The following is a 21,663-nucleotide window of genomic DNA, read 5'->3' as shown; positions in this document are numbered from 1 at the left end:
GAATTTGCAGAGGATAAAGCAAATGGTGTTCCACTTTTTAAAATTGTGCTTCACAAAAGAGATAATTCTCTGTCGTTGTGAGATTCTGTGAAGAATTGTGGCAATGTGTAAAACCATAAATACGGAATCTTGCATTGCAGATTTGCAGGGACAAAATAACCAAAATTATTGATTTTAACTAAAGTTTTGCTAAAATCCGCCGATATTTACAGAATCCTAAAACTAAAGACGAACAATGCAACCTACACAATTAATTGGACAAGAAATTTTAACAAAATTAAAGGCGGCAAGTTATAAAACAGCACTTGATGAGGTAATCTTGCTGATTCGCTCCCTTGGGAAGCAAGGGCAAGAGGAGCTAGAATCTGCAACGCGCTTAGAAATTATCGCATTGTTGCGACAAAAAGCATTAGATTTGATTTATCATAAAGGCGATATTCCTGATTATAATCTTTTATGGTGCTTTGGAATCTTTGGGGGTTGTGGTGCAGATTATGAGATTCCACAAGACGCGCGGTTTGATAGCTTCATAGATTTGGTAAGTTATGTCAAAAGCACGGAATCTGACTATGAGCGATTGGTATTTATTAATTGTATTAGCGTGGCAATGTTGCTTAGAGGCGATAGGGAAGAGGCGATTAAGTTCTTTTTGCGGCATATTATTTATTTGGATTTGGTTGAGCAATATATGGAGGGGCTCAATGTCTTTGTGCTAGATTTTTGCTTTTATTATCAACTCCCCATTGAGTGGATTTTAAAGATTCAAAAAGAGGCTTTGGAGGAGGAGTATTTTTGGCAGATTTCAGATAGAAAGAAAAAAACTATTTTTCTGTGGAGTATGCATATTTTTTGGAATGTCAAGCATTATTTCAATGACTTAAAATGGCGCGAGAATTTTCCGGTGTGGCTTTCTGTGTTAAAGCGGCTTTTGGAGCAGGGAAATTTGGATTTGGCAATGTATGTGGAATTTTACATTTACCATAAATTTGGAAATTCTGCACAGACGCAGGAGGATTGGCAGGAATACAATGATAAGGTTGTGAAGCTTGTAGAGCCTTATTTCGTGGAATATGGCAAGACTTTGCCACAATGCAAGAAAGCGGTGGATAGGAGTGCGGGGCGCAAAATAAAAATTGGAATCTTAAAGGATAGAATCGTTGCAAATTCGCCTTATAAGGTGGAGTATTCGCTGATTAAGGCGTTGCTAAGTGAGGAGGAGTTTGCAAGTCAATACGAAATTGTGGTGTATTCTATGGCATATATTCAAAAGAGTATTGATGATATTCCAACTATGCAATCTTTGGTGGAGATTGGTGCGTCTGTGGTGAGTCCTGCGTTTGGCTTGGTGCAAGAGTATAGCTATTATGTCCCGCATTTGCAAAAGGCAATGACGCTTAGAAATAGAATCCTTGCTGATGAAATAGATATTCTCATCTCCACAGGAACGATTGATGGGAGTGATTTTCTGTTTGCTACAAGAAGTGCGCCGAAGCAAATCTTTTGGAGCCACGGGAATGGCAGGTATGATATTAGCGGGATTGATGAGAGGATAAGCCATTGTGCAGTAGGTGAAAAATACAAATTTGATTTAATTGCTGTGCCTATGGATAGGGATAGATTCTATAATCCGCCCCGCGCACCCGAAGCGATTGCAGCAGAGAAAGCCAAGTATCCTATTGGGGAAGACACGATTGTGCTAGGCGTGATTGGAAGGCTTGTAAAAGTGGATAGTGATGCGTATTTAGGGGCGATTGCGGAGGTAATGCAAAAGCACAAAAATACGATTTTCATTGCGGCTGGAGCTGGGAATATCCCTGTGATTAGAGAGAAAGTTGAAAAGCTTGGAATCTCGGAGCGATTCTTTATGCCCGGATTCGTAGATCCACATATTTATGGGCATATTATTGATATATTTTGTGATACTTTTCCGATGCAACAGGGAGAATCTAGGACAGAATTTACATATAAATTCAGAGGTGTTTCTTGTATGGCACTTTTAAGTATAACAAAACAAGAATTACATAATATTCGCTTACAATCCATTGAAGTATGTAAGCAAAATTTCTTTTTGGCAGAAAATTCACCCTTGTCTTTTAAAGAATTTGAAAAGTATTTTTGGTTGGCAGATAATACTTGGTATAGCAATGCTTTAGAATGTATTGAAAACCTAAATAATATAATAAGTATTTTTAATGATGCTGAAAAACGGGAAAAATTTATTAGCTTTTTTAGGGTGCATTATGGTTTGTATCATAAAATGGAGCAAAATGATTTTATGAAATTGATTTTGGAGGTATTAGCGGTATGACGCCAATTATATTGCAGGAATTATTTAATGAGTTAAAAAAAGAGAATCTTTCTTTTTGCGTAACCAACTTGAATTATAATAAGGTAATAATAAATCGTGAGTCCCAAGCGAAAGATAGCGGGGGGGGGGGCATTATTAGCACTATTGTTTATCCTTATGGAGAATTATTGGGAGAAATTGGGGATTTTGAAGAGAGAAATGCGTTTGAGGGTGAAGTTCCTAAAGCTATACCCAAAGAAATGGTGGAAAGAATAGCAATGCATTTGTTGAAATATATAAAATTAAAAACAATGTATTTGCAAGTAACTTCCAAGTGTAACTATGTCTGCCCTATGTGTCCATTCCACGGGGAGGGTTATGAGGGAAAATACTTCAAGGATAATCCAAGCTTAAAACCTCAAAATATGCCCTTAGAAGATGCAAAAATGTATGTAGATAAAATGGCAGAGTATGGGATAGAGTTGGTGGCTTTGTCGCCACAGGGAGAATTTTTTACTTATCCTTATTGGGAGGAAATTAGTCGTTATATTAAATCAAAGGGTTTGAGGATTTCTACCACCACAAATGGTTCTTTGGTAACCAAAGAAGTGATTGAGAAGCTTAAAGATATGGGTTTTGATGAAATGGTTTTTTCCATTGATTCTATTAACAAAGAGACTTATGTTAAGGTGAGAAGTCCAAAAGAAAAGGATTATCAAACCGCTATTAATGCTCCAATTCTTGCAGCAGAAGCAGGAATTTACACCCACGTGCATTTTGTTCAGCAACAGCCAAATATTGGAGAAAAAGAGGAATTATTCACATTTTATAAAAAGGGAGGGGTAAATAGTGTTTCTTGCTGTGTCCAACGATATACGGATAACAACCAAAATCGCGCTAAATTGCCCATATTGAGACACGAATATATACACGGCTTATGCAATGCCTATGATAGTGGTATAATGATTGATGGTAATTTTATCACTTGCTGTGGAATGGGGACGAGATATTCCGCAATAAAGCCTAAACTAGATAAATGTTCATTAAAAAATCATAGTCTATCTGAAGTCATTAAATATAATTATGATTTATTAATCAATAGAGATGAAGATATGATGAATATGTGTCATCATTGCGATTTGTATAATAGTTATTCCAATATTGACTGCCAAAAATTTATTGATAAAAAGTATTATGCAATAAGACATAATGATAATGAGCAACATTTTAAGATTCCTAGTAAAATTTCTTCTTTACCCGATGATGTTTTACTTTATATGTATCAAAACAATCTTGTTGCTAAAATGAAGCAGGACAAAATTTTATAAAAGGAGTAAAATGACACCGATAATCTTACAACCACTTTTTGAACAATGGAGAAAGGAGGGGATTCCATTTTGTGTAACAAATGAAAATTATAATAAAACAGAATCTTTATATTTATCCGATAGTCTAAAGGAGAATGCACAAATAGGATACCCTTTTTTGCCTGATGAATTGTGCGGGGGGGGGGGCAAATGGTTAGAAAGCAATCTTTGGAATGATAAAATTCCAGATTATTTGCCTAGTTGGCAAGTTGAAAAAATAGCAGTATGGCTACTCCAAAATCGTAAAAAAATTTATTCTGTAACCTTATATTTAACTTCCAAATGCAATTATGCTTGTCCAATGTGTACATTCCACGGCAAGGGGTATCTTGGAGAGAAATCATATTTTCAAGATAATCCACAATTTGTTGGTGATATGGAATTGGAGAAAGCGTATAAAATTATTGATAAAGTTTCTGATTATGGTATTTCTCGTATTAGTTTAACAACACAAGGTGAGCCTCTCTTGTATCCCCATTTAATAGAGGTTATTAAATATTGCAAAGCAAAAGGCTTTTATGTTGTTTTTACTTCTAATGGGTCATTAATGGACAAAGAAATGGCAGATAAATTGAAAGATGCTAGAGTAGATGAGATTAATTTTAGTATAGATTCTATTGATGAAGAAGTTTATAAACAAGTAAGAAGCCCCAATCATAAATATTATAAAAATGCTTTGCAAGCTCCAATTATTGCTAAAAATATTGGAATCTATACTGCTGTCCATTTTACAGAGCAGAAAGTCAATAAGGGTGGCTTTAAGCAAGTTCTTGAATATTATCGTCCCCATAGAATCCAACAGATTAGAAATGGATTTGAATGTGAGGTAAGTGATAAGAATATCAAAAGAGTAAGAGAATTTCGTGAAGCAACACATTATATTCACGGATTGTGCGCAGGTAATGAATACATTATTTTATTAGATGGAACGCTTGTGGGTTGTTGTTCTATGTATTATTTTATCAATGAAATTAAAAACAATCTACCCAATGTGCTAAATGATAAAACTTTTGGAGAATCTTTAGACAAGTTGCACAATTTTTTAGCAAAGAATCCTTTAATGATTGATAAGTGTAAAAAGTGTGGTGCTTATGTTCCAAGCATTGTAAGCACTCAAGAAAAAAGGGTAGAAAAGGGATATTTTGTTTTAAGAAATTTTGGTAGAGAGATTTGGTTTTGTATCCCAGAGAAAATCTCTTCTTTACCCGATGATGTTTTACTTTATATGTATCAAAACAATCTCGTTACCAAAATGAAGCAAGATGGAATCTTGTAATATTGAAAGACAACTAAAATTTATGTTACAATCAAGCTTTGAATCTCATAAGTAAAGGCTTTTTATGACACCAGCAGTTTTACAACCGCTTTTTGAACGACTTAGAAAAGAAGGAGTTTGTTTTTGTGTTAATAACAAAAATTACAATAAAGTAAATGGAATTTATAACAAAGATTCCAATAATCTGTCGGGGGGGGGGGGATTAGTTATCCTAATAGCCATTTATTAGAGTCTTTTGGAGATTGGGAGGAGCGTAATAATTGGAATGGAGAGCCTCCCTTGTTTATCTCAAAGGAATTGGTAGAAAAAATCGCATCTTGTCTCCTGTGTAATGCCAAACCCAAAACAATTTATCTGCAAGTAACTACAAAGTGTAACTATGTTTGCCCAATGTGTCCATTTCACGGGGAGGGTTACGAGGGAAAATATTTCAAGGATAATCCAAGCTTGAAACCCCAAAATATGCCCTTAGAGGAAGCGAAAGGTTATGTGGATAAAATAGTGGATTATGGTGCGAATATGGTTGCAATGTCTCCTAGTGGAGAATTTTTTGTCTATCCTTATTGGGAGGAAATTAGTCGCTACATTAAATCAAAGGGTTTAAAGATTTCTGCAACAACTAATGGCTCTTTTCTCACAAAAGAGGTGATTGCTAAGCTTAAGGATATAAGGTTTGATGAGTTGATTTTCTCTATTGATTCTGTCAAACAAGAAACTTATGCTAAAGTGAGAAGCCCAAAAGAAAAGGATTATCAAACCGCTATTAATGCTCCAATTCTTGCAGCAGAATCAGGAATTTATACGCACGTGCATTTTGTTCAACAACAGCCAAATATTGGAGAAAAGGAGGAGGTACTTAAATTTTATGAAAACTCTAATGTGAAATTTATTTCTTGTGGCATTGAATTGCATACAAGTTGCGATAAGGAAATGACGATTCTACCAATTAATAGACAGCAATATATTCACGGATTGTGTGGAGCTTATAATAATATTGTGATTTTAATAGATGGAAATCTTGTTACTTGTTGTGGTTTTGCGAATCGCTATAAATATATCAAGCATAAACTAGGTGTTTGTTCTTTAAAAGAACATTCCATAGAGGAAGTAATTTCTTATCAACATTCCTTAATGGTAAATAAAGATGAAGATGTAATGAAGTTGTGTTGTAACTGCGATTTGTATCAAATGACTTTTAAACGACAAAAAGAAATGTCTATTGAAGGAAAATATCTTGCTATAAATGAACAAGAATTCAAACAATATTTTAAGGTTCCAAAAGATTTGCAAAGCACCCCAAATCATATTTTATTATGGTTGTATCAAAACAATCTCGTTACCAAAATGAAACAAGATGGAATTTTGTAGTATTGAAAGATAACTAAAGTTTATGTTATAATCAAGCTTCGAATCCTAACAAGCAAAGGCTTTTTATGACACCAGCAGTTTTACAACCGCTTTTTGAACAATGGAGAAATGAGAATTTATCTTTTTGTGTAACGAGCGAAAATTATAATAAAAGCAATAATTTAATAGAGGCTAATTCTGCGGGGGGGGGGGGTTATTCTTTCGTTATCCGTGTCATCATTTATTGGAATCTCCTGAATCTTGGGAGGAAAGCAATCAGTGGGATAAAGAACCGCCAAAGTTTTTACCTCAAGAGCAAATCAATGAAATTGCCAAACTCCTGATTACTCAATTCAAGCCAACTACCATTACATTACAAGTAACAACTTTCTGTAATTATTATTGCCCAATGTGTCCTTGGCACGGAAAAGACAATCCTTATAAGACGAAATATTATTCCAATAATCCTGAATTAAAAAATAAAAATATGCCTTTAGAAATGGCAAAAATGGCTGTAGATAAAATTGTGGAATATGGAATAACAAACATAGGATTGACGCCACAAGGCGAATTCTTTTTGTATCCTCATTGGGAGGAATTTTTGGAATATACTACCAAATTAGGTGTCAGTGTATCTGTAACCACGAATGCTTCTTTGTTGGATAAAGAAACAATAAAAAAACTAAAGAATTTTAATATAAGCATTCTTTGCGCAAGTGTTGATACATTGGATTTTAATTTATTTCAATCCATAAGAGGGGGTAATAAAAAGTTGTTTGAGAATACAATAAATGCTCCTTTTTTAATTGGTGAATTATCCAATGTTTATAAGCAAGTTAATTTTGTAGAGCAAATCCAAAATCACGATGAATTTGATACGATTTTAGATACCTTTAAATCTGCTAATGTAAATCAGATTGTAAAGATTCGAGAAACAACTTTTGATGATAGGGAACAACAAAGTGATAGAAATAGTCGCTACCCGATTCTGCTATGTGAGGATTTTGGAGGATGCATTATCCAAGTCAATGGTGATATTATGGCTTGTTGCTATATGGCATCTTATCCAAAAGCTTTAGAAAGCAAAACTCAAAATATTTATATCAATAGTTTAGATGATGCAATAAAGGCAATTAATAGTGAATTTGTTGAATCTGCACTCAATGGATTGTGTTATAGGTGTCCCTCTTATAGAACTAGAGTGATAGATAAAAACACAATGAATATTTATAAGGGATATTTTGAGATTACGAATGCAAGGTTGAAAAGATATTTTTCTATCCCAGAAAAAATTTCTATGTTACCTGATGATGTATTGCTTTATATGTATCAAAACAATCTCGTTACTAAAATGAAGCAAGATGGAATCTTGTAGTTAAATTAAAATTGTTTTTTTAAGTTATCTTGTGAGATAATAAAAAACCTAAATAAAAGGTTTTTTATGGTTTTTATTCATTCTACTGCAAATGTTGCAAAAGAGGCAAAAATTGGAGAGGAAACAAAGGTTTGGCAGAATGTCCAAATCCGTGAGTTTGCTAATATTGGTAAAAATTGTATCCTTTCTAAGGATGTGTATATTGCTGAAAATGTTTCCATTGGTGCAAGATGCAAGATTCAAAATAGTGTCTCTGTTTTTCAAGGGGTTACTTTGGAAGACGATGTGTTTGTTGGACCAAATGTTGCTTTTACAAACGATAAGATTCCTAGAGCTTTCAATGAAAATTGGGAGATAACACCAACTCTTGTCAGAAAAGGGGCAAGTATTGGTGCAAATGCCACAATTGTTTGCGGTGTTACGATTGGCAAGTATGCAATGGTGGCTGCAGGTAGCGTGGTGACCAAAGATGTAGAGGATTATAGTCTTGTAATAGGGAATCCAGCAAAACATTATAGTTATATTGATAAAATGGGGAATAAAGTCAATGCTAAGCCAAACTGACAAATGGATAAAAATCGGCTTACTAGGTGTTGGCAGAATGGGGCAGAATCATTTGCGCATTTTATCTATGTTAAAGCATGTTGAGATTAGTTTTATTTACGATATTGCTCAAGATTCTGCTAGAGAGATTGCTAAACAATATCAAGTGCCACTTTCAACAAATCTTGATGAAGATTTGAAAAAGGTAGATGGTGTGATTATTGTAACCCCTACTTTTACGCATAGTGATTATTTCTTTAAGATTGCTCCATTAGTAAAAAATATTTTTATTGAAAAACCTTTAGCGCATACTTTGGAGGCAACCAAAAAGATCGCACAATATGTCCAACAACACAATATGTGCCTACAAGTAGGTTTTATAGAGCGTTATAATCCAGCAGTTACTGCCTTAAAAAAAGCAATCCATAATAGTCAAGTAGTGATTAATATGGATTTTACAAGGACAAATAAAATTAGCAGTCGCATTACTGATGTAGATGTTGTGATAGATTTGATGATTCACGATATTGATTTAGCTTTGTATCTCAATGGTGCAGTGGATAACATTTATGCTTACGGTTGTTGTGAGAGAGAGATGATAGAATTTGCAAGAGCAATCATTACACATAAAAATGGTGTGTTTTCTTCCATTACCGCTAGTCGTATCACAGAAAAGCGTATGCGATATATTAGTGTTACTTGTGATAATATGTATGTGGATTGCAATCTTTTAAGCAAAGAAGTCTTTGTAAATAAACAATCTTTAGAGCAGTATCTTGAAAATGTTTCTATTACTTCTAAAATGGAAACTATTGATGTGAAGCCAAGAGAAGCACTTTTATTAGAATTGATTGATTTTATTGAAGTTTGTAGGGGCAATCAAAGAGAGGTTGTTCAGGCAAAAGATGCTTTAGTGGCTATGGAAGTTGCTTATGAGATTCAATCCCAAATTAAAAGAGGATTATAATGGAATCTTTAAGGAAGCCTATTTATGATAGTGTGATTCTTGTTACAGGTGGAGCTGGTTTTATTGGCAGTCATTTAGTAGATAAACTGCTCGAAGAAAGGGCAAAACAAGTTATTGTGGTTGATAATTTATTTTTGGGTAATGAAGAAAATCTAAAATCTGCTATTCAAAAAGGAATTATTTTCTATAAAGACGATATGGAGATTCTTTCATCTGTGGAATATATTTTTGAGCGACATAAAATAGATATTGTTTTTAATTGCGCCACCAAAGCTCTTAATTATTCATTTGTGAATCCGAAAAATAGCTTTAGCGTCAATAGCGCAATAATGCTCAACCTTTTAGAAACACAAAGAAAGGGTTTGTTCCAAACGCTTGTGCATTTTTCAACTTCAGAAGTCTATGGTAGTGCAGTTTATGAGCCAATGGACGAACAGCACCCTATTAACCCAACTACAACTTACGCAGCAGGTAAGGCTGCTGCTGATATAGCTTTGAAAAGTTGGGTTTCTATGTTTGGGTTAGATTCTTTTATTGTAAGACCTTTTAATAATTATGGACCTAGACAAAATTATAAGGGTTATTTAGCAGGAGTGATTCCTATTACAATTTATAGGATATTAAAAGGAGTCTCACCAGAGATTTATGGGAGTGGTTTGCAGAGCAGGGATTTTATCTATGTAGAGGATACGATTGACGCAATTATCAAAGTTTATCCTTTAATGCCAAGGGGAGAAAGTGTCAATATTTCAACAGAGGGGCAAATTTCCATCCAAGAAGTCATCAATAAAATTGTAAAGTTTATGGATTTTAAGGGGGAGATTTTAAAAAAACCTGCTAGAAATTCTGATGTAGAATGCCATAATGCAAGCAATGCGAAAATTAAAACTTTAATTAACTATCAACTAACTCCTTTTGATGAAGGCTTAAAACGAAGCATACAATGGTATCGGGAGCATATTAAATGATAAAGTTAATTCAACCTTATATTCATTTTGACGAAGTCAAGGAAGATTTTAAAGAGATTTTTGATTCTGGTTGGCTGACAAAGGGCAAATATATTCAGCAATTTATGCAAAATTTACAAGATTACATGAATATCCAATATGCCTATGCAACCACATCAGCAACTACTGCTTTGAGTATTTGCCTTAAGGCATTGAATCTGCAAAGTCAAGATGAGGTAATTGTATCAGACTTTTCCTTTCCTGCTACTTCAAATGTATTGGAGGATTTAGGAATTAAACCGATATTTGCAGATGTTTGTTTATCTACTTTTAATATGCTTCCAGAGGAGATTGAAAAGAAAATTTCTGAAAAGACCAAAGCAGTTATTTTTGTGCATGCACTAGGGAATCCTAGTGGTGTTTCTAAGATTCAAGAAATATGTCGGCATTATAAAATTCCATTGATAGAGGACGCAGCTTGTGCAATAGGCAGCAGTGAGTGCGGTAAAAAAGCCGGCACATTTGGTGAGTTGGGTTGTTTTAGTTTTCACCCTAGAAAACTCTTAACGACAGGAGAAGGAGGGGCGGTTGTTTTTAATGAGGAAAGTTTTAAGGAATTTTTTGAAATCAAATTAAATCACGGAGCAGTGTTTCATCAAGATAAATTTGACTTTGTGGATTTTGGTTATAATTATAGACTTCCAGAATTACAAGCTGTTATGGGTATCAAGCAGTTAAAAAAGCTAGACAATATCATTCAAGAAAGAAACCAAATCAGGAAAGCATATATTCAATATTTGAACCCTTTAGGATTCCAAGCTCAAGAAATTAATAAAGAAGTAGTTTTTAATGTGCAGTCTATGGTTTTTGTTGTTCCAAAAAATATTTGTAGAGATGATTTAATTACTTATTTATATCAAAATGGTATAGAAAGCACTTTGGGCACTTATTGTTTAAGTGGCACAACTTTTTGCAAGAATAAATACAATGCGATTCAAAAGAATGCAAAATTTTTAGAAGATTCTACTTTAACACTTCCTTGCTATAAGGGGGTTGATGTAGAGTATATTTCTCAAACTATTCAAAAGTTCTTAACATAGGAAAGCAATGAAAAATAAAAATATTTTAAAGCAAAAAAGAAAGATATTTAGTTTCTTTTCTTATTTGAGGGATAGAAAAAAGATAAAATATAATAGAGTCTTGCCCTTGAATGAATATCTTAGTAATCGTTGGGAAAAGGCAAATTATTTACAATGGGGAGAGGGAAGTAACTGCTATGATAATGTCTATGTTTTTGGCGATGTGCAAGTAGGAGAAAATACCTTTGTTGGTCCTTTTTGTATTCTTGATGGAGGCGGGGGGTTAAGAATTGGTAAGTTTTGTTCTATTTCTGCTGGAGTGCAGATTTATACACACAATAGTGTGCAGTGGTCTCATCAAGGAGGTGGCTCACTTGAATATGCTCCTGTTGTAATAGAGGATTACTGCTATATTGGTCCTAATTCAGTGATAAGTATGGGCGTTACAATTGGAAAGGGAGCTATTGTAGGGGCTTGTAGCTTTGTAAATAAAAATGTCCCACCTTATACAAAAGTTGCAGGGTGTCCTGCAAGAATTATTTCAACAAACATAGGAGGAAATATGAAAGATATAAATCCATTAGTGTGTGGGGGGGGGGGATTTCTTAAAAGCCCCAGCCCTCTTGTGGCATAGGAGGGCAGCGTGAAAACTCCTAATTTTATTATCGGTGGCACTGCCGCAGGTGGAACAAGTTATTTATATGAGCTTCTTATTCAACATTCCGAAGTCTATTTGCCAAAGCGAAGAATCCCAGAGCCTCATTATTACTACAAGAGTTGGGAATATGCAAAGGGGCTAGAGTGGTATTTAAAAGAATATTTCAGCGAAGCATCTGAAGATAAAAGGGCTGTTGGAGAGCGTTCTAGCTCCTATCTCTATGGCGGAGCAAGAGTTGCTCAAAGGATTGCTAAGGATTTTCCGCAAATGAAATTTATCTTTATGTTGCGCAATCCTATTCAAAGAGCGTGGGGGAATTATCGCTTTACTGCACTGCAGGGTTTAGAGGAATTGAGTTTTTACGATGCAATCAAGCGAGAAAAAATTAGAATCAAAGAATCACATGGGATTTGGAGTGAGATTCAACCTTATGATTACACAGGCAGAGGATTTTATGCTAAGCAGCTTAAAGAATTTTTAGAATTTTTCCCCAAAGAGCAGATTTTATGTATTAAGTCAGAATCTCTCTCTAATGACAATTTAGAGCCACTTTTCAAGATTTATCGTTTCTTGGGGCTTTTAGATACCGCTTTTATGCCACTACCTGCACCAATTCACGCAAGCCCAAGTGTGGTAAGTGCTAAAGTGCAAAAGGAGCTAAGAGATTATTTTGGCGGAGATAAATTCAGATTTTTAATAAATGATATTCGCAAAGAGGAAAATGTAGAGATTCAAGACAAACAAAAATATTTGCAACTTCAAGAGAATCTCAAAGGCAAAAAAGAAGCAATACCACAAGATTGTGAAAAAATTTTGCAAGAGATTTTTAAATTTGACATAGAAGAATTGGAAAAAATGGTGGATTTTGATGTGAGATCTTGGCAAACAATTTCTGGGGGGGGGGGCGTTTAGCTGATTATTTTTATTGCTTTTCAATTTGCGAGGTGTGTTATGCGAGTTGAAAAGCTACATTTTCGCTTGCATAGCTCATATAATACATTTTTAGAGTCTATGTCAGCAACTCTCTATTACTCTTTGCCTTTTAAGAATCTTTTAGAAGATTTTTTGCAATGCAGTTCTCACTATATGGTTGCTTTGGAGGGAGATAAGGTTTGCGGAATCTTGCCCTTGATGTCTAAAAATGGTTTGTATGGAGAAGTTTTAAATTCTCTGCCATTCTATGGAAGCAATGGGGGAATTATCGCAAATAATGCGGAGGCTAGTTTTCTTTTAAGAGAATCTTATAATCAACTTGCTTCTGTATTTGCGAGTGCAAATTATATTCAAAATCCGTTGATAATAGAATCTGGCGGTATTTTGCACGATTTTGTGGATAGGCGACTTTCTCAATGGACGAAATTGGTGGATAGGGATTCCTTATTGGCTTCATTTGCTCCTAGTGCGAGACGCAATATCAAAAAAGCCCTTAAAGAGAATATAAAAGTTGCTATAACAAGAGAGATTGATTTTTTATATCAAACGCATAGAAAGAATATTTTGGCTAATAATGGAATCCCAAAAGAAAAAAGATTCTTTGAAAAAATTGCTAAATATTTTGAAAATACAGAGTATAAAATTTATATGGCATTTTACAACAATAAACCCATAGCAGCTTCGCTACTCTTTTATTTTGGAGGAATTGTAGAATACTATACACCAGCGACTTTGCTAGAGTTTAGGAATCTGCAAGCTCTCCCTTTGTTGATTTATATTGCTATGGCGGAAGCTTATGAGAGTGGTTGTCAGTGGTGGAATTGGGGTGGGACTTGGAGAAGTCAGGAAAGCTTATATAAATTTAAAGAAAAATTTGGTGCAATGGAAAAACGTTATAATTATTATTGCAAATTGAATAATCAAAAAATTTTAAATGCTGAAGCTTCGGAACTATTGAGGGAATATCCTTATTTTTATGTTGTTCCATTTAGCATTTTAAGGGAGAGCGAATGAATATTGCATTTTTCTGCACGGGAGAGGGTTCGTTTTTTAAATTTATTTGGAACAATAAACATTTGTTGAAAGTTGATAAAATCCTTTTGCTATCCGATAGGGATTGTGGAGTAATGACGTTTTTGCAAGATAAGAAATTAAGTAAAACAATCTATGCTAAAAAATGTGGAGATATGGAGTTTGAATCACAGGCAAAAGAATGGTTTTTGAGTGAAAAAATAGATTATGTCTTTTTGTCTTGTAATAAAATTTTGCGTTACGATTTATTGGAGTGTTATGGGGATAATCGTAAAAGAATGTTTAATTTTCACCCAAGTCTTTTACCAAAATATATTGGGTTAAATTCTATCCAACAAGCCTTTGATAACAAAGATATGCTTTATGGGGCAAGTATTCATTATGCAATCAAAGAAGTAGATTGCGGAGGGATTCTTGCGCGTTGTATGATAGAAAGGGTAGAAGATGACTTTGAGTTGTATCGTCATAGACTATTCGTGAATCAGGCGGTTTTGGGGCTAGACTTTATTTATAAATTATCTTTAGGCAAAACATTTCATACTCTTAAAGGTGTAGTGCAAAAAACAGGATTTGAGCCACAATTAACAATCCCGATAGAATCCATAAAATTTTTTAATGCAATGGATTCCAAATTGCTCCAAATATTTTGATATAATTGAATCTTTAATTTAAATGATTGGGTGTAATTTTGTTTTTTGGCAATATAGGTGAAATTGATTTAGAGAATCCTAGCTCGTATCAAAAGATATTTTTAACCTTTGATATAGATTGGGCAAGTGATGAGGTTTTGGAATATTGCATTGATATTATAGAAAAAGCTAATGTTAAAGCAACTTGGTTTGTAACGCACGAAACTCCACTTTTGGAGCGGTTACGCGCAAATCCAAATTTTGAACTTGGAATCCACCCTAACTTCAATCCTCTGTTGGAGGGAGATTTTACTTATGGTAAAAATTATAAAGAGGTATTAAAACATTTTTTAAATATTGTCCCAGAGGCTAAATCTATGAGAAGCCATTGTCTTGGAATTTCTAGCAGAATCTTGCAAGAGGCTAAAAATCTAGGTATTACGCACGAGAGTAATATTTGTATTCCTGCTATGGCTGCGGGGGGGGGGGGGTATTTTGAAGCCTTATATTAATTGGGACAGATTAATCCGATGTCCTTATCATTGGGCAGATGATGTGGCTTGTATGTATGAACAAAAAATTGATTTTACGCGATTTTCTTTTTTTGAAAATCATTACTTTATTATTTCTTTTCACCCAATCAATTTGTTTTTGAACACGGAATCTCTAAATCGTTATGAAAGTGCGAGAAGTTATTTTCAAAATTATGAGCAGCTTAAGAAGTATCAAGGGGATTCTCCCATTGGAAGTCGCAGTGTTTTAAATATTTTTTTAAATTAATTCAGGTGATACACGAGGATAAAATATGGTTTTGCATTTGAATATGGATATAATTTCTCTTGAAAAATGGGGTGTAGAGCATCTTGGTGCGGTAGAATCTATGGTTGAGAATACATTAAGCTATGCCGAGAATAAAACTTTTTTTTTAAAGGCAGTTGCTAATCCAAATATCATAATTCTTCTTACAACAGAATCTGTTTATTTGGAATTGAAGCCTTACATTAAAAGAGAAATTTTAATCCTCCTCACAAGCAACCCAAAGTTTTATTTTTGGAGTATTCATAACCAATATGGCTCAAGATTTAAAGAGCATATTTGCCATATAGAAAGCTATCGTGGCGTCAATGTAAAAATTCACCCAACTGCGTATATTGAAGAGAATGTTTATCTGGGAGATAATGTAGAAGTAGGTGTGAATGCTTATATTGCCTCTAATTCTTATGTGGGGAATGATTCTTATGTGGGGAATGGCGTGGTTGTTGGTGCGCAAGGGTTAGAGTTGGCTTATAATGGTAATGAAAAAATTATGATTAAACGTTATGGTGGTGTTAAAATTAACAACAATGTGCATATTATGGATAATAGCGTTGTGAGCAAGTCTGTGTGGGGGATTACGGAATTACAGGATTCTGTATCTGTATCAGTTCTTTGTAATATTGCGGCAAATTGTAGTATTGGTAAGCTTACACGAATGTCAGGGAATTGTTTGGTAGGTGGAAGCGCAAAACTTGGAGAAAATGTAATTTTGGGACCTTCTGTAACGATTAAGGACGGAATCAAGATTGGCGCAAATTCAAGGGTTAGAATTGGCAGTGTTGTAGTGCAAAATTATCCTGAAAACTCCGATATTTCTGGAAATTTTGCGTATGAACATATTAAAAATATTCGTAATTTTGCAAGGTTTAGAAATGGATAAATTTCAACCAATTTTGCTAGATAATTTGTATTATCTAGGCGATAGAAACTATATTCAAGGTGGGACGATTTATGAGCTTTTTTTACCAAAACTTTTACAAAGATTTTCTGATATAAAAAGCTTGGACTTTACTTATCGCTCTATTATTCATCAAAACCTTATTTTTTTTGATAAGCAGCGAGAAAATAGCATTATCAAAGTTGTTCTAAATTTGAAATGTGCGGATAGAACCTATAAGCTTTATGGTTATCATCAAGAGGAGATACAAACAATAAAAGAAAGAATCCCTTATGATGAAAAAGAGATTCTAAAAACAGCGATAATCCACGATAGCAATATTTATTTGAACGCTCCTTTTCAAAAGATTTCTGTCGTGCGTTATGTAATTGCAATGAATAAAGAATTGCTTAATTTTCTATTTAAAAGCGAAATTGAAAACTTTAAATGGTTTCTTTCAAGATTGACACTCAATCAAGTGATAGATGAAAGTAGAATCCAAGAAATTCATTTGCAATATTTATCAAGATTTGAATTTCAAATTGTTAAAACAGAAATTTTTATCAATCAAAAAAGTGTAGGATTTATCTATTTTTCGCTTAAAGGAGAGGATTATGTGTTTTAGGAATCTTTATAGTGATTTTGTATTTAAGGGCAATAGACAATATGTGCATGGCACAAGTATTTATGATTTTCTACTAGAAAATGTTGTCGGCGGCGGGGGGGGGGGGCATTTTGCAGCTTGATTTAGTGTTTCATCATCTTGCAAAAAGAAATCTTTGTTTTACAACAGATAAGCCCAAGAATTTAACAGAGATTTTGTGTATGGCAAAATTTAAAGATGAAGAAAGAGGAAGTTTTAAAGTTTTTGGAATAGAATACGAAAAGGAAATTACAAAAAGAATTCCATATGATGAGAGTGTAATTATGAAAGAAGCTATATTTAATGGCGAGGAAGCAAGTATTTCCAAAAATAGTCAATATTCTTTCATTGAACATCTTGTTTCTTTGAATAAATCTTCACTTTCTAAAATTTTTGACGATATTAAGGGAAAGTTTTACTTTTCGCGTCTTGAGCTTAAAAATGGCTTTATTAAAGATTTTGAAACAATACAACTTCATTTCAAAGCGCATTTTAATTATCAGTTAATGCAAAGTGCCATATCTGTTGATGGACAAGAAGTAGGACAAATTTATTTTTCTTGTAAGAATGACGAATAAAAGGATAATTTGAAATGATAGGGATAGTAGGGATTGCAGGTTATATTCCTGAAAATAGAGTTTCTAACAATGCTTTAGCAAAAGAATATGGTTTAGAAGAAAAATTCCTACACGATAAAATAGGGGTGCTTAATCACTCCATAATGGACAAAAGTGAGACTGCTTTAACAATGTGCTTGAAGGCTTTTGAGGAATTAAAGCATCAAGTAAATATAGAAAAGATTGATGTTGTTGCAGTCATCACACAAAATCCGGATTATAATGTACCTCATCTTTCCGCTTTATTGCACAAAGAGCTGGGATTGGATAAAAATACTGCTTGTTTTGATGTTTCTCTAGGGTGTTCAGGATATGTTTATGGCTTGTCTATTTTGCAATCTTTTATGCTTTGTAATGGATTTAAAAGCGGGTTGCTTTTTACGGCTGACCCTTACTCACGGATAGTAGATAAAAAGGACAAGGATACTGCTTTGCTTTTTGGTGATGCTGCTTCTGTTACGCTTTTGGGGGAAAGAGCAATTTTTTATCCTAAAAAAACTTTATTTGGTAGTGATGGTGTTTTGGGTTGGGATTCTTTAATTTGTCGCAATCAAAAATTGGAAATGAATGGAAGACAAGTATTTAGCTTCGCTGCCACAGAAGTGCCAAAACAGATTCAGCAACTTTTGACAATGGAGAATCTGAACATTCAAGAGATTGATTTATTTATCTTGCATCAAGGAAGTCGCTATATTGTAGAGACGATTAGCAAGAGGCTAGGAGTGGATAGTTCTAAAGTGCCTTATGAGATTTTGGATTATGGCAATACAATTTCCTCTTCTATCCCGCTAGTTTTAAGGAATCATCTCCACGCGAATGCAAGAAAAATTGTAATAAGTGGTTTTGGTGTAGGATTTTCTTGGGCAAGTTCAATTTTAACAAAGGAGTGAAAATGAAAGTTAGTAAAGAAGCAATTAGAGGGATTCTTAAAGAAATTGATATTTTAAGTGAAGTTGATGAGTTATCCGATGAGTTAGGGCTTGTGGAGCAAGGCGTAGATAGTTTGGATATGGCAAATTTATATCTTAAACTAGAGGAAAAATTCAAGATTAAGATTCCAGACACTGACTTACATTTGGTGCAGAGTATTGCGGGGATTCAAGAGTATCTGCAAGGTAAGGAGTAGAAATTAATGCGAATCTTGCTGGGGTTAAATGAAATTTCAAATGATTTGCAGAATCTTAAGAGAGGGTTTGATTCATTGGGTATTCCTAGTGATATTATTTTGCTTAATGATTATAAATTTGGTGTTGATGAAAGTCTAATCACACGAAATTGGAATATTTCATTGGCTAAGTATGCAATTAAAATGTATAGCAAATATAAAAAAACTTTGTTATTAAAGCATCTTTTCTCGCCTTTTTCTTGGTTGGCAAGATTTATCTTGTTTATACGTTGTTTGCTAACTTATGATGTGTTTATTTTGATGGCATATTCAAGGTTTTTAGGCTATAAAGAATTGCCTATTTTAAAATTTTTTAACAAAAAAATTATCTTTCAAGTTATGGGTTCAGATTTTAGACCCCCTTACTTAAATGGTTCTTTTGTTGGAAGAAATATAGAGGATATTTATCAATTAACCTTAGAGACAAAGAAAAGAGTTGAAATTATTGAAAAATATGCTTCCTATATTGTTAGCTACAAAGCAGCATCACATTTTCAAACTTTGCCTTATATTGATTATCGTTATTTTGGATTGCCTACGGATTATAGTTATATTCAAATAAAAAACATTCCCACTTCCTATTATAAAAAGCAAACAATTAAAATTATACACGCTCCTACAAATCAGGTAGCAAAAGGAACGCCCGTTATCTTGGAAGTAATTGAATCACTCAAAAAAAAATATGATATAGAGTTTGTTTTGCTTTCAGATATAAGTAATCAAGAAGTTTTGTATCATATAGCAACTTGTGATTTTGCAATTGACCAGCTTTATTCTGGTGGTGGATATATGGCAGGATTTTCAAGGGAAGTAGCTTTTTTAAAAAAGCCTATTATTGTAACGGGTTATGATATGCCTTATTTTTATGATGATTTTGAGGATAAAGAAAAAATACCTCCTGTGGTGTGTGGATTGCCTGAAGAGTTGGAGGATTTAATTGTGCGTCTGCTTAAAGATAAGCAATACAGAATAACGATGGGAGAAAAAGCATATCAATTTGTTACAGAGCAATGGAATCAAGTTGCTGTTGCTCAACAATTTCAACGATTAATTTGCAATAACATTCCTCAAGAATGGTGGTGCAACCCATTGGAGAATGAGAGGCTTTGGCACTATGGTAGAAGCCACCAAGTAGTGCGTGAATTTTTAAAAGAATATATAGCAGAGAAAGGCAAATATGCTTTGCTATTAAAACATAATCCACAGCTAGAGAAAAATATATTAAATTTTGCTACTTAAGGAGAGTTTGTATGAAATATCAAGTTTGTAGTCGTTGTGTAATGGATACAAGCGATTCTTTAATATATTTTGATGAAAAGGGAATATGTAATCATTGTCATAGGTATGACGATTTTGTGATACCGCAATGGCAAAATTGCACAAAAGAAAAGTTAGATTCTAAAATACAACAAATCAAAGAGGAATGCAAAAATAAGGCTTATGATGTCATCATTGGTTTAAGCGGTGGTGTGGATAGTTCTTATGTGTTGCATTATATGAAAACAAATTATGAGTTGCGTATTTTGGCGGTGCATATTGATGCGGGGTGGAATACACAAATAGCAAATGAGAATATTAAAAAACTTGTAAATAAACTTCAGATTCCATTGCATACAATCACAATTGATTGGAATGAAATGCGGGATTTACAAGTGGCATTTCTCAAAAGCGGTGTGGCAAATTGTGATACACCACAAGACCATGCGTTTTTCGCTAGTCTTTATGGTTATGCAGTTGAAAATAATATTCGCCATGTTTTAAGCGGGTTCAATTTGGCTACAGAGTCTATATTTCCAACCTCTTGGGTGCATTCTAGCATTGATTCTATGCAACTCAAAGATATTCACAAAAAGTTTGGCGAGATACCTTTAAAGACTTATCCTATTGTAGGGTTTTTAAAATATTGGTTCTATTATCCTTTTATTAAAAAATTTCGTATCATTTCCCCATTAAACTATATCAATTACAATAAAAAAGGAGCTATTTCTATATTGAACGCAAGTTATAATTGGCAAAACTATGGAGAGAAGCACGAGGAATCCCTTTGGACGAAATTTTTTCAATCCTATTATTTGATGAAAAAATTTGGTTATGATGTTAGAAAACCTTATTATTCAAGTATGATTCTATCTGGAGGAATGAGTAGAGAAGAGGCTTTAAAACAACTTTTGGTTGCACCAACAGAAGAATCTTTGCAACAAGATTTAAACAATATTCTTGATAAATTACAACTAACTCCTGCACAATGGCAAACCATTATGGAATCACCCAAAAGGGATTATACAGAATATGCTAACAATCATCAATTGTATCTTTTAAAACAAAAGTATTTTGATGTTTATTTCCCATTTTCTTATTTTTGGGAGACTAATTAATGAAAAAAATTTTAATTTTACATTTTCATCATCACAATGATCCACGCGCAAGAAGGGAATATGATATTTTAAGTAGCAAGTATCATATGAGCGGATTAGGTTATGGTATAAGTCGGAAATTTGATTTTATTATAGTTTCTAAGCCCAAATGGACATTTAAGATGAAACTAATCCAAAGATTTTGGCTGTTTTTTAAATGCTATGAAAAAGTCTATTGGAATCTACCACAAATAAAAGAAGCAGAGAAAAAGCTAAAGGATAAAGAGTTTGATATTATCATCGCACACAATGAGGAATCCCTGCCACTTGTGCTAAAATACAAAAAAGGCGCGAAAGTTATTGTGGATATGCACGAATATGCCCCAAAGGAATTTGAACATTCTTTTTGGTGGAGATTCTATTTTGCGCCCTATAAACATTACCTATGCCAAACCTACCTCCCCCAAGCTGATTATGTCTATTCTGTTTCGCAAGGAATCGCAGAGGAATATACCAAAAACTATGGCATAAAATGTGATGTAATTACATCAGCAGCCTATTATTTTGCCCCCCCCCCACATTATTTGCCCATTCCAAAGAAACAGAACAAATCAAACTCATTTATCACGGAATGGCATCACCCGAGAGAGGCATTGAAGTAATGATTGAAACAATGGATTATGTGGATTCCAGATTCCACCTTGATTTAATGCTCGTTCCAAATTATCAACGAGATTATTATCAAACACTC

General features: G+C 33.8%; 26 protein-coding genes. All 26 read left to right on the top strand.

Annotated features, from left to right (window positions below):
• The first annotated feature begins 235 nt into the window (after positions 1-235).
• Entirely contained in the window at positions 236-2,308 is a 2,073-nt protein-coding gene (locus CQA43_RS03695; RefSeq protein ID WP_115551275.1) for a tetratricopeptide repeat protein, read from the top strand.
• Complete coding sequence (locus CQA43_RS03690; protein ID WP_115551274.1) at positions 2,305-3,615, top strand: radical SAM protein; 1,311 nt, start codon at positions 2,305-2,307, stop codon at positions 3,613-3,615. Before CQA43_RS03695 ends, CQA43_RS03690 begins: the two co-directional genes overlap by 4 nt.
• 10 nt (positions 3,616-3,625) lie before the next feature.
• On the top strand, positions 3,626-4,930 hold the full coding sequence (locus tag CQA43_RS03685) for a radical SAM protein (RefSeq protein WP_115551273.1): 1,305 nt from the start codon (positions 3,626-3,628) through the stop codon (positions 4,928-4,930).
• Between the two features lie 64 nt (positions 4,931-4,994).
• On the top strand, positions 4,995-5,159 hold the full coding sequence (locus tag CQA43_RS09475; protein WP_181881615.1) for a hypothetical protein: 165 nt from the start codon (positions 4,995-4,997) through the stop codon (positions 5,157-5,159).
• A gap of 68 nt (positions 5,160-5,227) precedes the next feature.
• Entirely contained in the window at positions 5,228-6,298 is a 1,071-nt protein-coding gene (locus tag CQA43_RS03680; RefSeq protein WP_147290083.1) for a radical SAM protein, read from the top strand.
• A 65-nt stretch (positions 6,299-6,363) separates the two neighbouring features.
• Positions 6,364-6,621, top strand: a complete 258-nt coding sequence (locus tag CQA43_RS09470; RefSeq protein ID WP_115551271.1) for a hypothetical protein — start codon at positions 6,364-6,366, stop codon at positions 6,619-6,621.
• Entirely contained in the window at positions 6,522-7,652 is a 1,131-nt protein-coding gene (locus CQA43_RS03670) for a radical SAM protein (RefSeq protein WP_147290082.1), read from the top strand. Before CQA43_RS09470 ends, CQA43_RS03670 begins: the two co-directional genes overlap by 100 nt.
• Before the next feature lie 66 nt (positions 7,653-7,718).
• On the top strand, positions 7,719-8,216 hold the full coding sequence (locus tag CQA43_RS03665) for an acyltransferase (RefSeq protein ID WP_181881614.1): 498 nt from the start codon (positions 7,719-7,721) through the stop codon (positions 8,214-8,216).
• The gene (locus CQA43_RS03660) at positions 8,200-9,162 is read left to right on the top strand and encodes a Gfo/Idh/MocA family protein (RefSeq protein WP_115551268.1); all 963 of its coding nucleotides are present in this window, start codon (positions 8,200-8,202) and stop codon (positions 9,160-9,162) included. The genes CQA43_RS03665 and CQA43_RS03660 overlap by 17 nt, the downstream gene beginning before the upstream one ends.
• Entirely contained in the window at positions 9,162-10,130 is a 969-nt protein-coding gene (locus CQA43_RS03655; protein WP_115551267.1) for a dTDP-glucose 4,6-dehydratase, read from the top strand. Before CQA43_RS03660 ends, CQA43_RS03655 begins: the two co-directional genes overlap by 1 nt.
• Positions 10,127-11,209 (top strand): DegT/DnrJ/EryC1/StrS family aminotransferase, encoded by a 1,083-nt coding sequence (locus CQA43_RS03650; RefSeq protein WP_115551266.1) that lies wholly within the window; start codon positions 10,127-10,129, stop codon positions 11,207-11,209. The genes CQA43_RS03655 and CQA43_RS03650 overlap by 4 nt, the downstream gene beginning before the upstream one ends.
• Before the next feature lie 7 nt (positions 11,210-11,216).
• A complete protein-coding gene (locus CQA43_RS03645; protein ID WP_115551265.1) occupies positions 11,217-11,822 on the top strand; it encodes an acyltransferase in 606 nt (201 codons plus the stop codon).
• Positions 11,823-11,831: 9 nt separating this feature from the next.
• Entirely contained in the window at positions 11,832-12,758 is a 927-nt protein-coding gene (locus CQA43_RS03640) for a sulfotransferase domain-containing protein (RefSeq protein WP_115551264.1), read from the top strand.
• 39 nt (positions 12,759-12,797) lie between these two features.
• A complete protein-coding gene (locus CQA43_RS03635; protein ID WP_115551263.1) occupies positions 12,798-13,793 on the top strand; it encodes a peptidoglycan bridge formation glycyltransferase FemA/FemB family protein in 996 nt (331 codons plus the stop codon).
• Positions 13,790-14,461 carry a formyltransferase family protein gene (locus CQA43_RS03630; RefSeq protein WP_115551262.1) on the top strand — a complete coding sequence of 224 codons (672 nt, stop codon included), beginning with the start codon at positions 13,790-13,792 and terminating at the stop codon, positions 14,459-14,461. The genes CQA43_RS03635 and CQA43_RS03630 overlap by 4 nt, the downstream gene beginning before the upstream one ends.
• A gap of 38 nt (positions 14,462-14,499) precedes the next feature.
• Positions 14,500-14,952, top strand: a complete 453-nt coding sequence (locus CQA43_RS03625) for a polysaccharide deacetylase WbmS family protein (protein WP_115551261.1) — start codon at positions 14,500-14,502, stop codon at positions 14,950-14,952.
• The gene (locus tag CQA43_RS03620; protein WP_115551260.1) at positions 14,936-15,220 is read left to right on the top strand and encodes a polysaccharide deacetylase WbmS family protein; all 285 of its coding nucleotides are present in this window, start codon (positions 14,936-14,938) and stop codon (positions 15,218-15,220) included. The genes CQA43_RS03625 and CQA43_RS03620 overlap by 17 nt, the downstream gene beginning before the upstream one ends.
• A gap of 25 nt (positions 15,221-15,245) precedes the next feature.
• Positions 15,246-16,136, top strand: coding sequence for an LbetaH domain-containing protein (locus CQA43_RS03615; protein WP_115551259.1), 891 nt, complete (start codon positions 15,246-15,248; stop codon positions 16,134-16,136).
• On the top strand, positions 16,129-16,758 hold the full coding sequence (locus tag CQA43_RS03610; RefSeq protein WP_115551258.1) for a hypothetical protein: 630 nt from the start codon (positions 16,129-16,131) through the stop codon (positions 16,756-16,758). Before CQA43_RS03615 ends, CQA43_RS03610 begins: the two co-directional genes overlap by 8 nt.
• The gene (locus CQA43_RS09865) at positions 16,748-16,879 is read left to right on the top strand and encodes a hypothetical protein (RefSeq protein ID WP_281270098.1); all 132 of its coding nucleotides are present in this window, start codon (positions 16,748-16,750) and stop codon (positions 16,877-16,879) included. Before CQA43_RS03610 ends, CQA43_RS09865 begins: the two co-directional genes overlap by 11 nt.
• Complete coding sequence (locus CQA43_RS03605; protein WP_181881613.1) at positions 16,839-17,354, top strand: hypothetical protein; 516 nt, start codon at positions 16,839-16,841, stop codon at positions 17,352-17,354. The genes CQA43_RS09865 and CQA43_RS03605 overlap by 41 nt, the downstream gene beginning before the upstream one ends.
• Before the next feature lie 14 nt (positions 17,355-17,368).
• On the top strand, positions 17,369-18,283 hold the full coding sequence (locus tag CQA43_RS03600; protein ID WP_115551256.1) for a ketoacyl-ACP synthase III: 915 nt from the start codon (positions 17,369-17,371) through the stop codon (positions 18,281-18,283).
• A gap of 2 nt (positions 18,284-18,285) precedes the next feature.
• Positions 18,286-18,519 carry a phosphopantetheine-binding protein gene (locus CQA43_RS03595; RefSeq protein ID WP_115551255.1) on the top strand — a complete coding sequence of 78 codons (234 nt, stop codon included), beginning with the start codon at positions 18,286-18,288 and terminating at the stop codon, positions 18,517-18,519.
• A 6-nt stretch (positions 18,520-18,525) separates the two neighbouring features.
• Positions 18,526-19,797: a glycosyltransferase family protein gene (locus CQA43_RS03590; RefSeq protein WP_115551254.1), complete on the top strand. Its 1,272-nt coding sequence runs from the start codon at positions 18,526-18,528 to the stop codon at positions 19,795-19,797.
• An 11-nt stretch (positions 19,798-19,808) separates the two neighbouring features.
• Positions 19,809-20,933: an N-acetyl sugar amidotransferase gene (locus CQA43_RS03585; RefSeq protein ID WP_115551253.1), complete on the top strand. Its 1,125-nt coding sequence runs from the start codon at positions 19,809-19,811 to the stop codon at positions 20,931-20,933.
• Positions 20,933-21,574, top strand: coding sequence for a glycosyltransferase (locus CQA43_RS03580; RefSeq protein ID WP_115551252.1), 642 nt, complete (start codon positions 20,933-20,935; stop codon positions 21,572-21,574). Before CQA43_RS03585 ends, CQA43_RS03580 begins: the two co-directional genes overlap by 1 nt.
• Positions 21,575-21,663: the final 89 nt, after the last annotated feature.

This window comes from Helicobacter ganmani (assembly GCF_003364315.1).
Taxonomy (GTDB): Bacteria; Campylobacterota; Campylobacteria; order Campylobacterales; family Helicobacteraceae; genus Helicobacter_D; species Helicobacter_D ganmani.
Note: the sequence above shows the minus strand (reverse complement) of the source record. Positions and strands in the feature narration are given on the sequence as shown.

Excerpts from the sequence above, each read along its gene's own strand:
- CQA43_RS03690 (WP_115551274.1), top strand. The coding sequence starts at position 2,305 with ATGACGCCAATTATATTGCAGGAATTATTTAATGAGTTAAAAAAAGAG.
- CQA43_RS03600 (WP_115551256.1), top strand. The coding sequence starts at position 17,369 with ATGATAGGGATAGTAGGGATTGCAGGTTATATTCCTGAAAATAGAGTT.
- CQA43_RS03585 (WP_115551253.1), top strand. The coding sequence starts at position 19,809 with ATGAAATATCAAGTTTGTAGTCGTTGTGTAATGGATACAAGCGATTCT.
- CQA43_RS03695 (WP_115551275.1), top strand. The coding sequence starts at position 236 with ATGCAACCTACACAATTAATTGGACAAGAAATTTTAACAAAATTAAAG.
- CQA43_RS09475 (WP_181881615.1), top strand. The coding sequence starts at position 4,995 with ATGACACCAGCAGTTTTACAACCGCTTTTTGAACGACTTAGAAAAGAA.
- CQA43_RS03635 (WP_115551263.1), top strand. The coding sequence starts at position 12,798 with ATGCGAGTTGAAAAGCTACATTTTCGCTTGCATAGCTCATATAATACA.
- CQA43_RS03685 (WP_115551273.1), top strand. The coding sequence starts at position 3,626 with ATGACACCGATAATCTTACAACCACTTTTTGAACAATGGAGAAAGGAG.
- CQA43_RS03655 (WP_115551267.1), top strand. The coding sequence starts at position 9,162 with ATGGAATCTTTAAGGAAGCCTATTTATGATAGTGTGATTCTTGTTACA.
- CQA43_RS03615 (WP_115551259.1), top strand. The coding sequence starts at position 15,246 with ATGGTTTTGCATTTGAATATGGATATAATTTCTCTTGAAAAATGGGGT.
- CQA43_RS09865 (WP_281270098.1), top strand. The coding sequence starts at position 16,748 with ATGTGTTTTAGGAATCTTTATAGTGATTTTGTATTTAAGGGCAATAGA.
- CQA43_RS03665 (WP_181881614.1), top strand. The coding sequence starts at position 7,719 with ATGGTTTTTATTCATTCTACTGCAAATGTTGCAAAAGAGGCAAAAATT.
- CQA43_RS03605 (WP_181881613.1), top strand. The coding sequence starts at position 16,839 with ATGTTGTCGGCGGCGGGGGGGGGGGGCATTTTGCAGCTTGATTTAGTG.
- CQA43_RS03590 (WP_115551254.1), top strand. The coding sequence starts at position 18,526 with ATGCGAATCTTGCTGGGGTTAAATGAAATTTCAAATGATTTGCAGAAT.
- CQA43_RS03610 (WP_115551258.1), top strand. The coding sequence starts at position 16,129 with ATGGATAAATTTCAACCAATTTTGCTAGATAATTTGTATTATCTAGGC.
- CQA43_RS03660 (WP_115551268.1), top strand. The coding sequence starts at position 8,200 with ATGCTAAGCCAAACTGACAAATGGATAAAAATCGGCTTACTAGGTGTT.
- CQA43_RS03645 (WP_115551265.1), top strand. The coding sequence starts at position 11,217 with ATGAAAAATAAAAATATTTTAAAGCAAAAAAGAAAGATATTTAGTTTC.
- CQA43_RS03630 (WP_115551262.1), top strand. The coding sequence starts at position 13,790 with ATGAATATTGCATTTTTCTGCACGGGAGAGGGTTCGTTTTTTAAATTT.
- CQA43_RS03650 (WP_115551266.1), top strand. The coding sequence starts at position 10,127 with ATGATAAAGTTAATTCAACCTTATATTCATTTTGACGAAGTCAAGGAA.
- CQA43_RS03595 (WP_115551255.1), top strand. The coding sequence starts at position 18,286 with ATGAAAGTTAGTAAAGAAGCAATTAGAGGGATTCTTAAAGAAATTGAT.
- CQA43_RS03580 (WP_115551252.1), top strand. The coding sequence starts at position 20,933 with ATGAAAAAAATTTTAATTTTACATTTTCATCATCACAATGATCCACGC.
- CQA43_RS09470 (WP_115551271.1), top strand. The coding sequence starts at position 6,364 with ATGACACCAGCAGTTTTACAACCGCTTTTTGAACAATGGAGAAATGAG.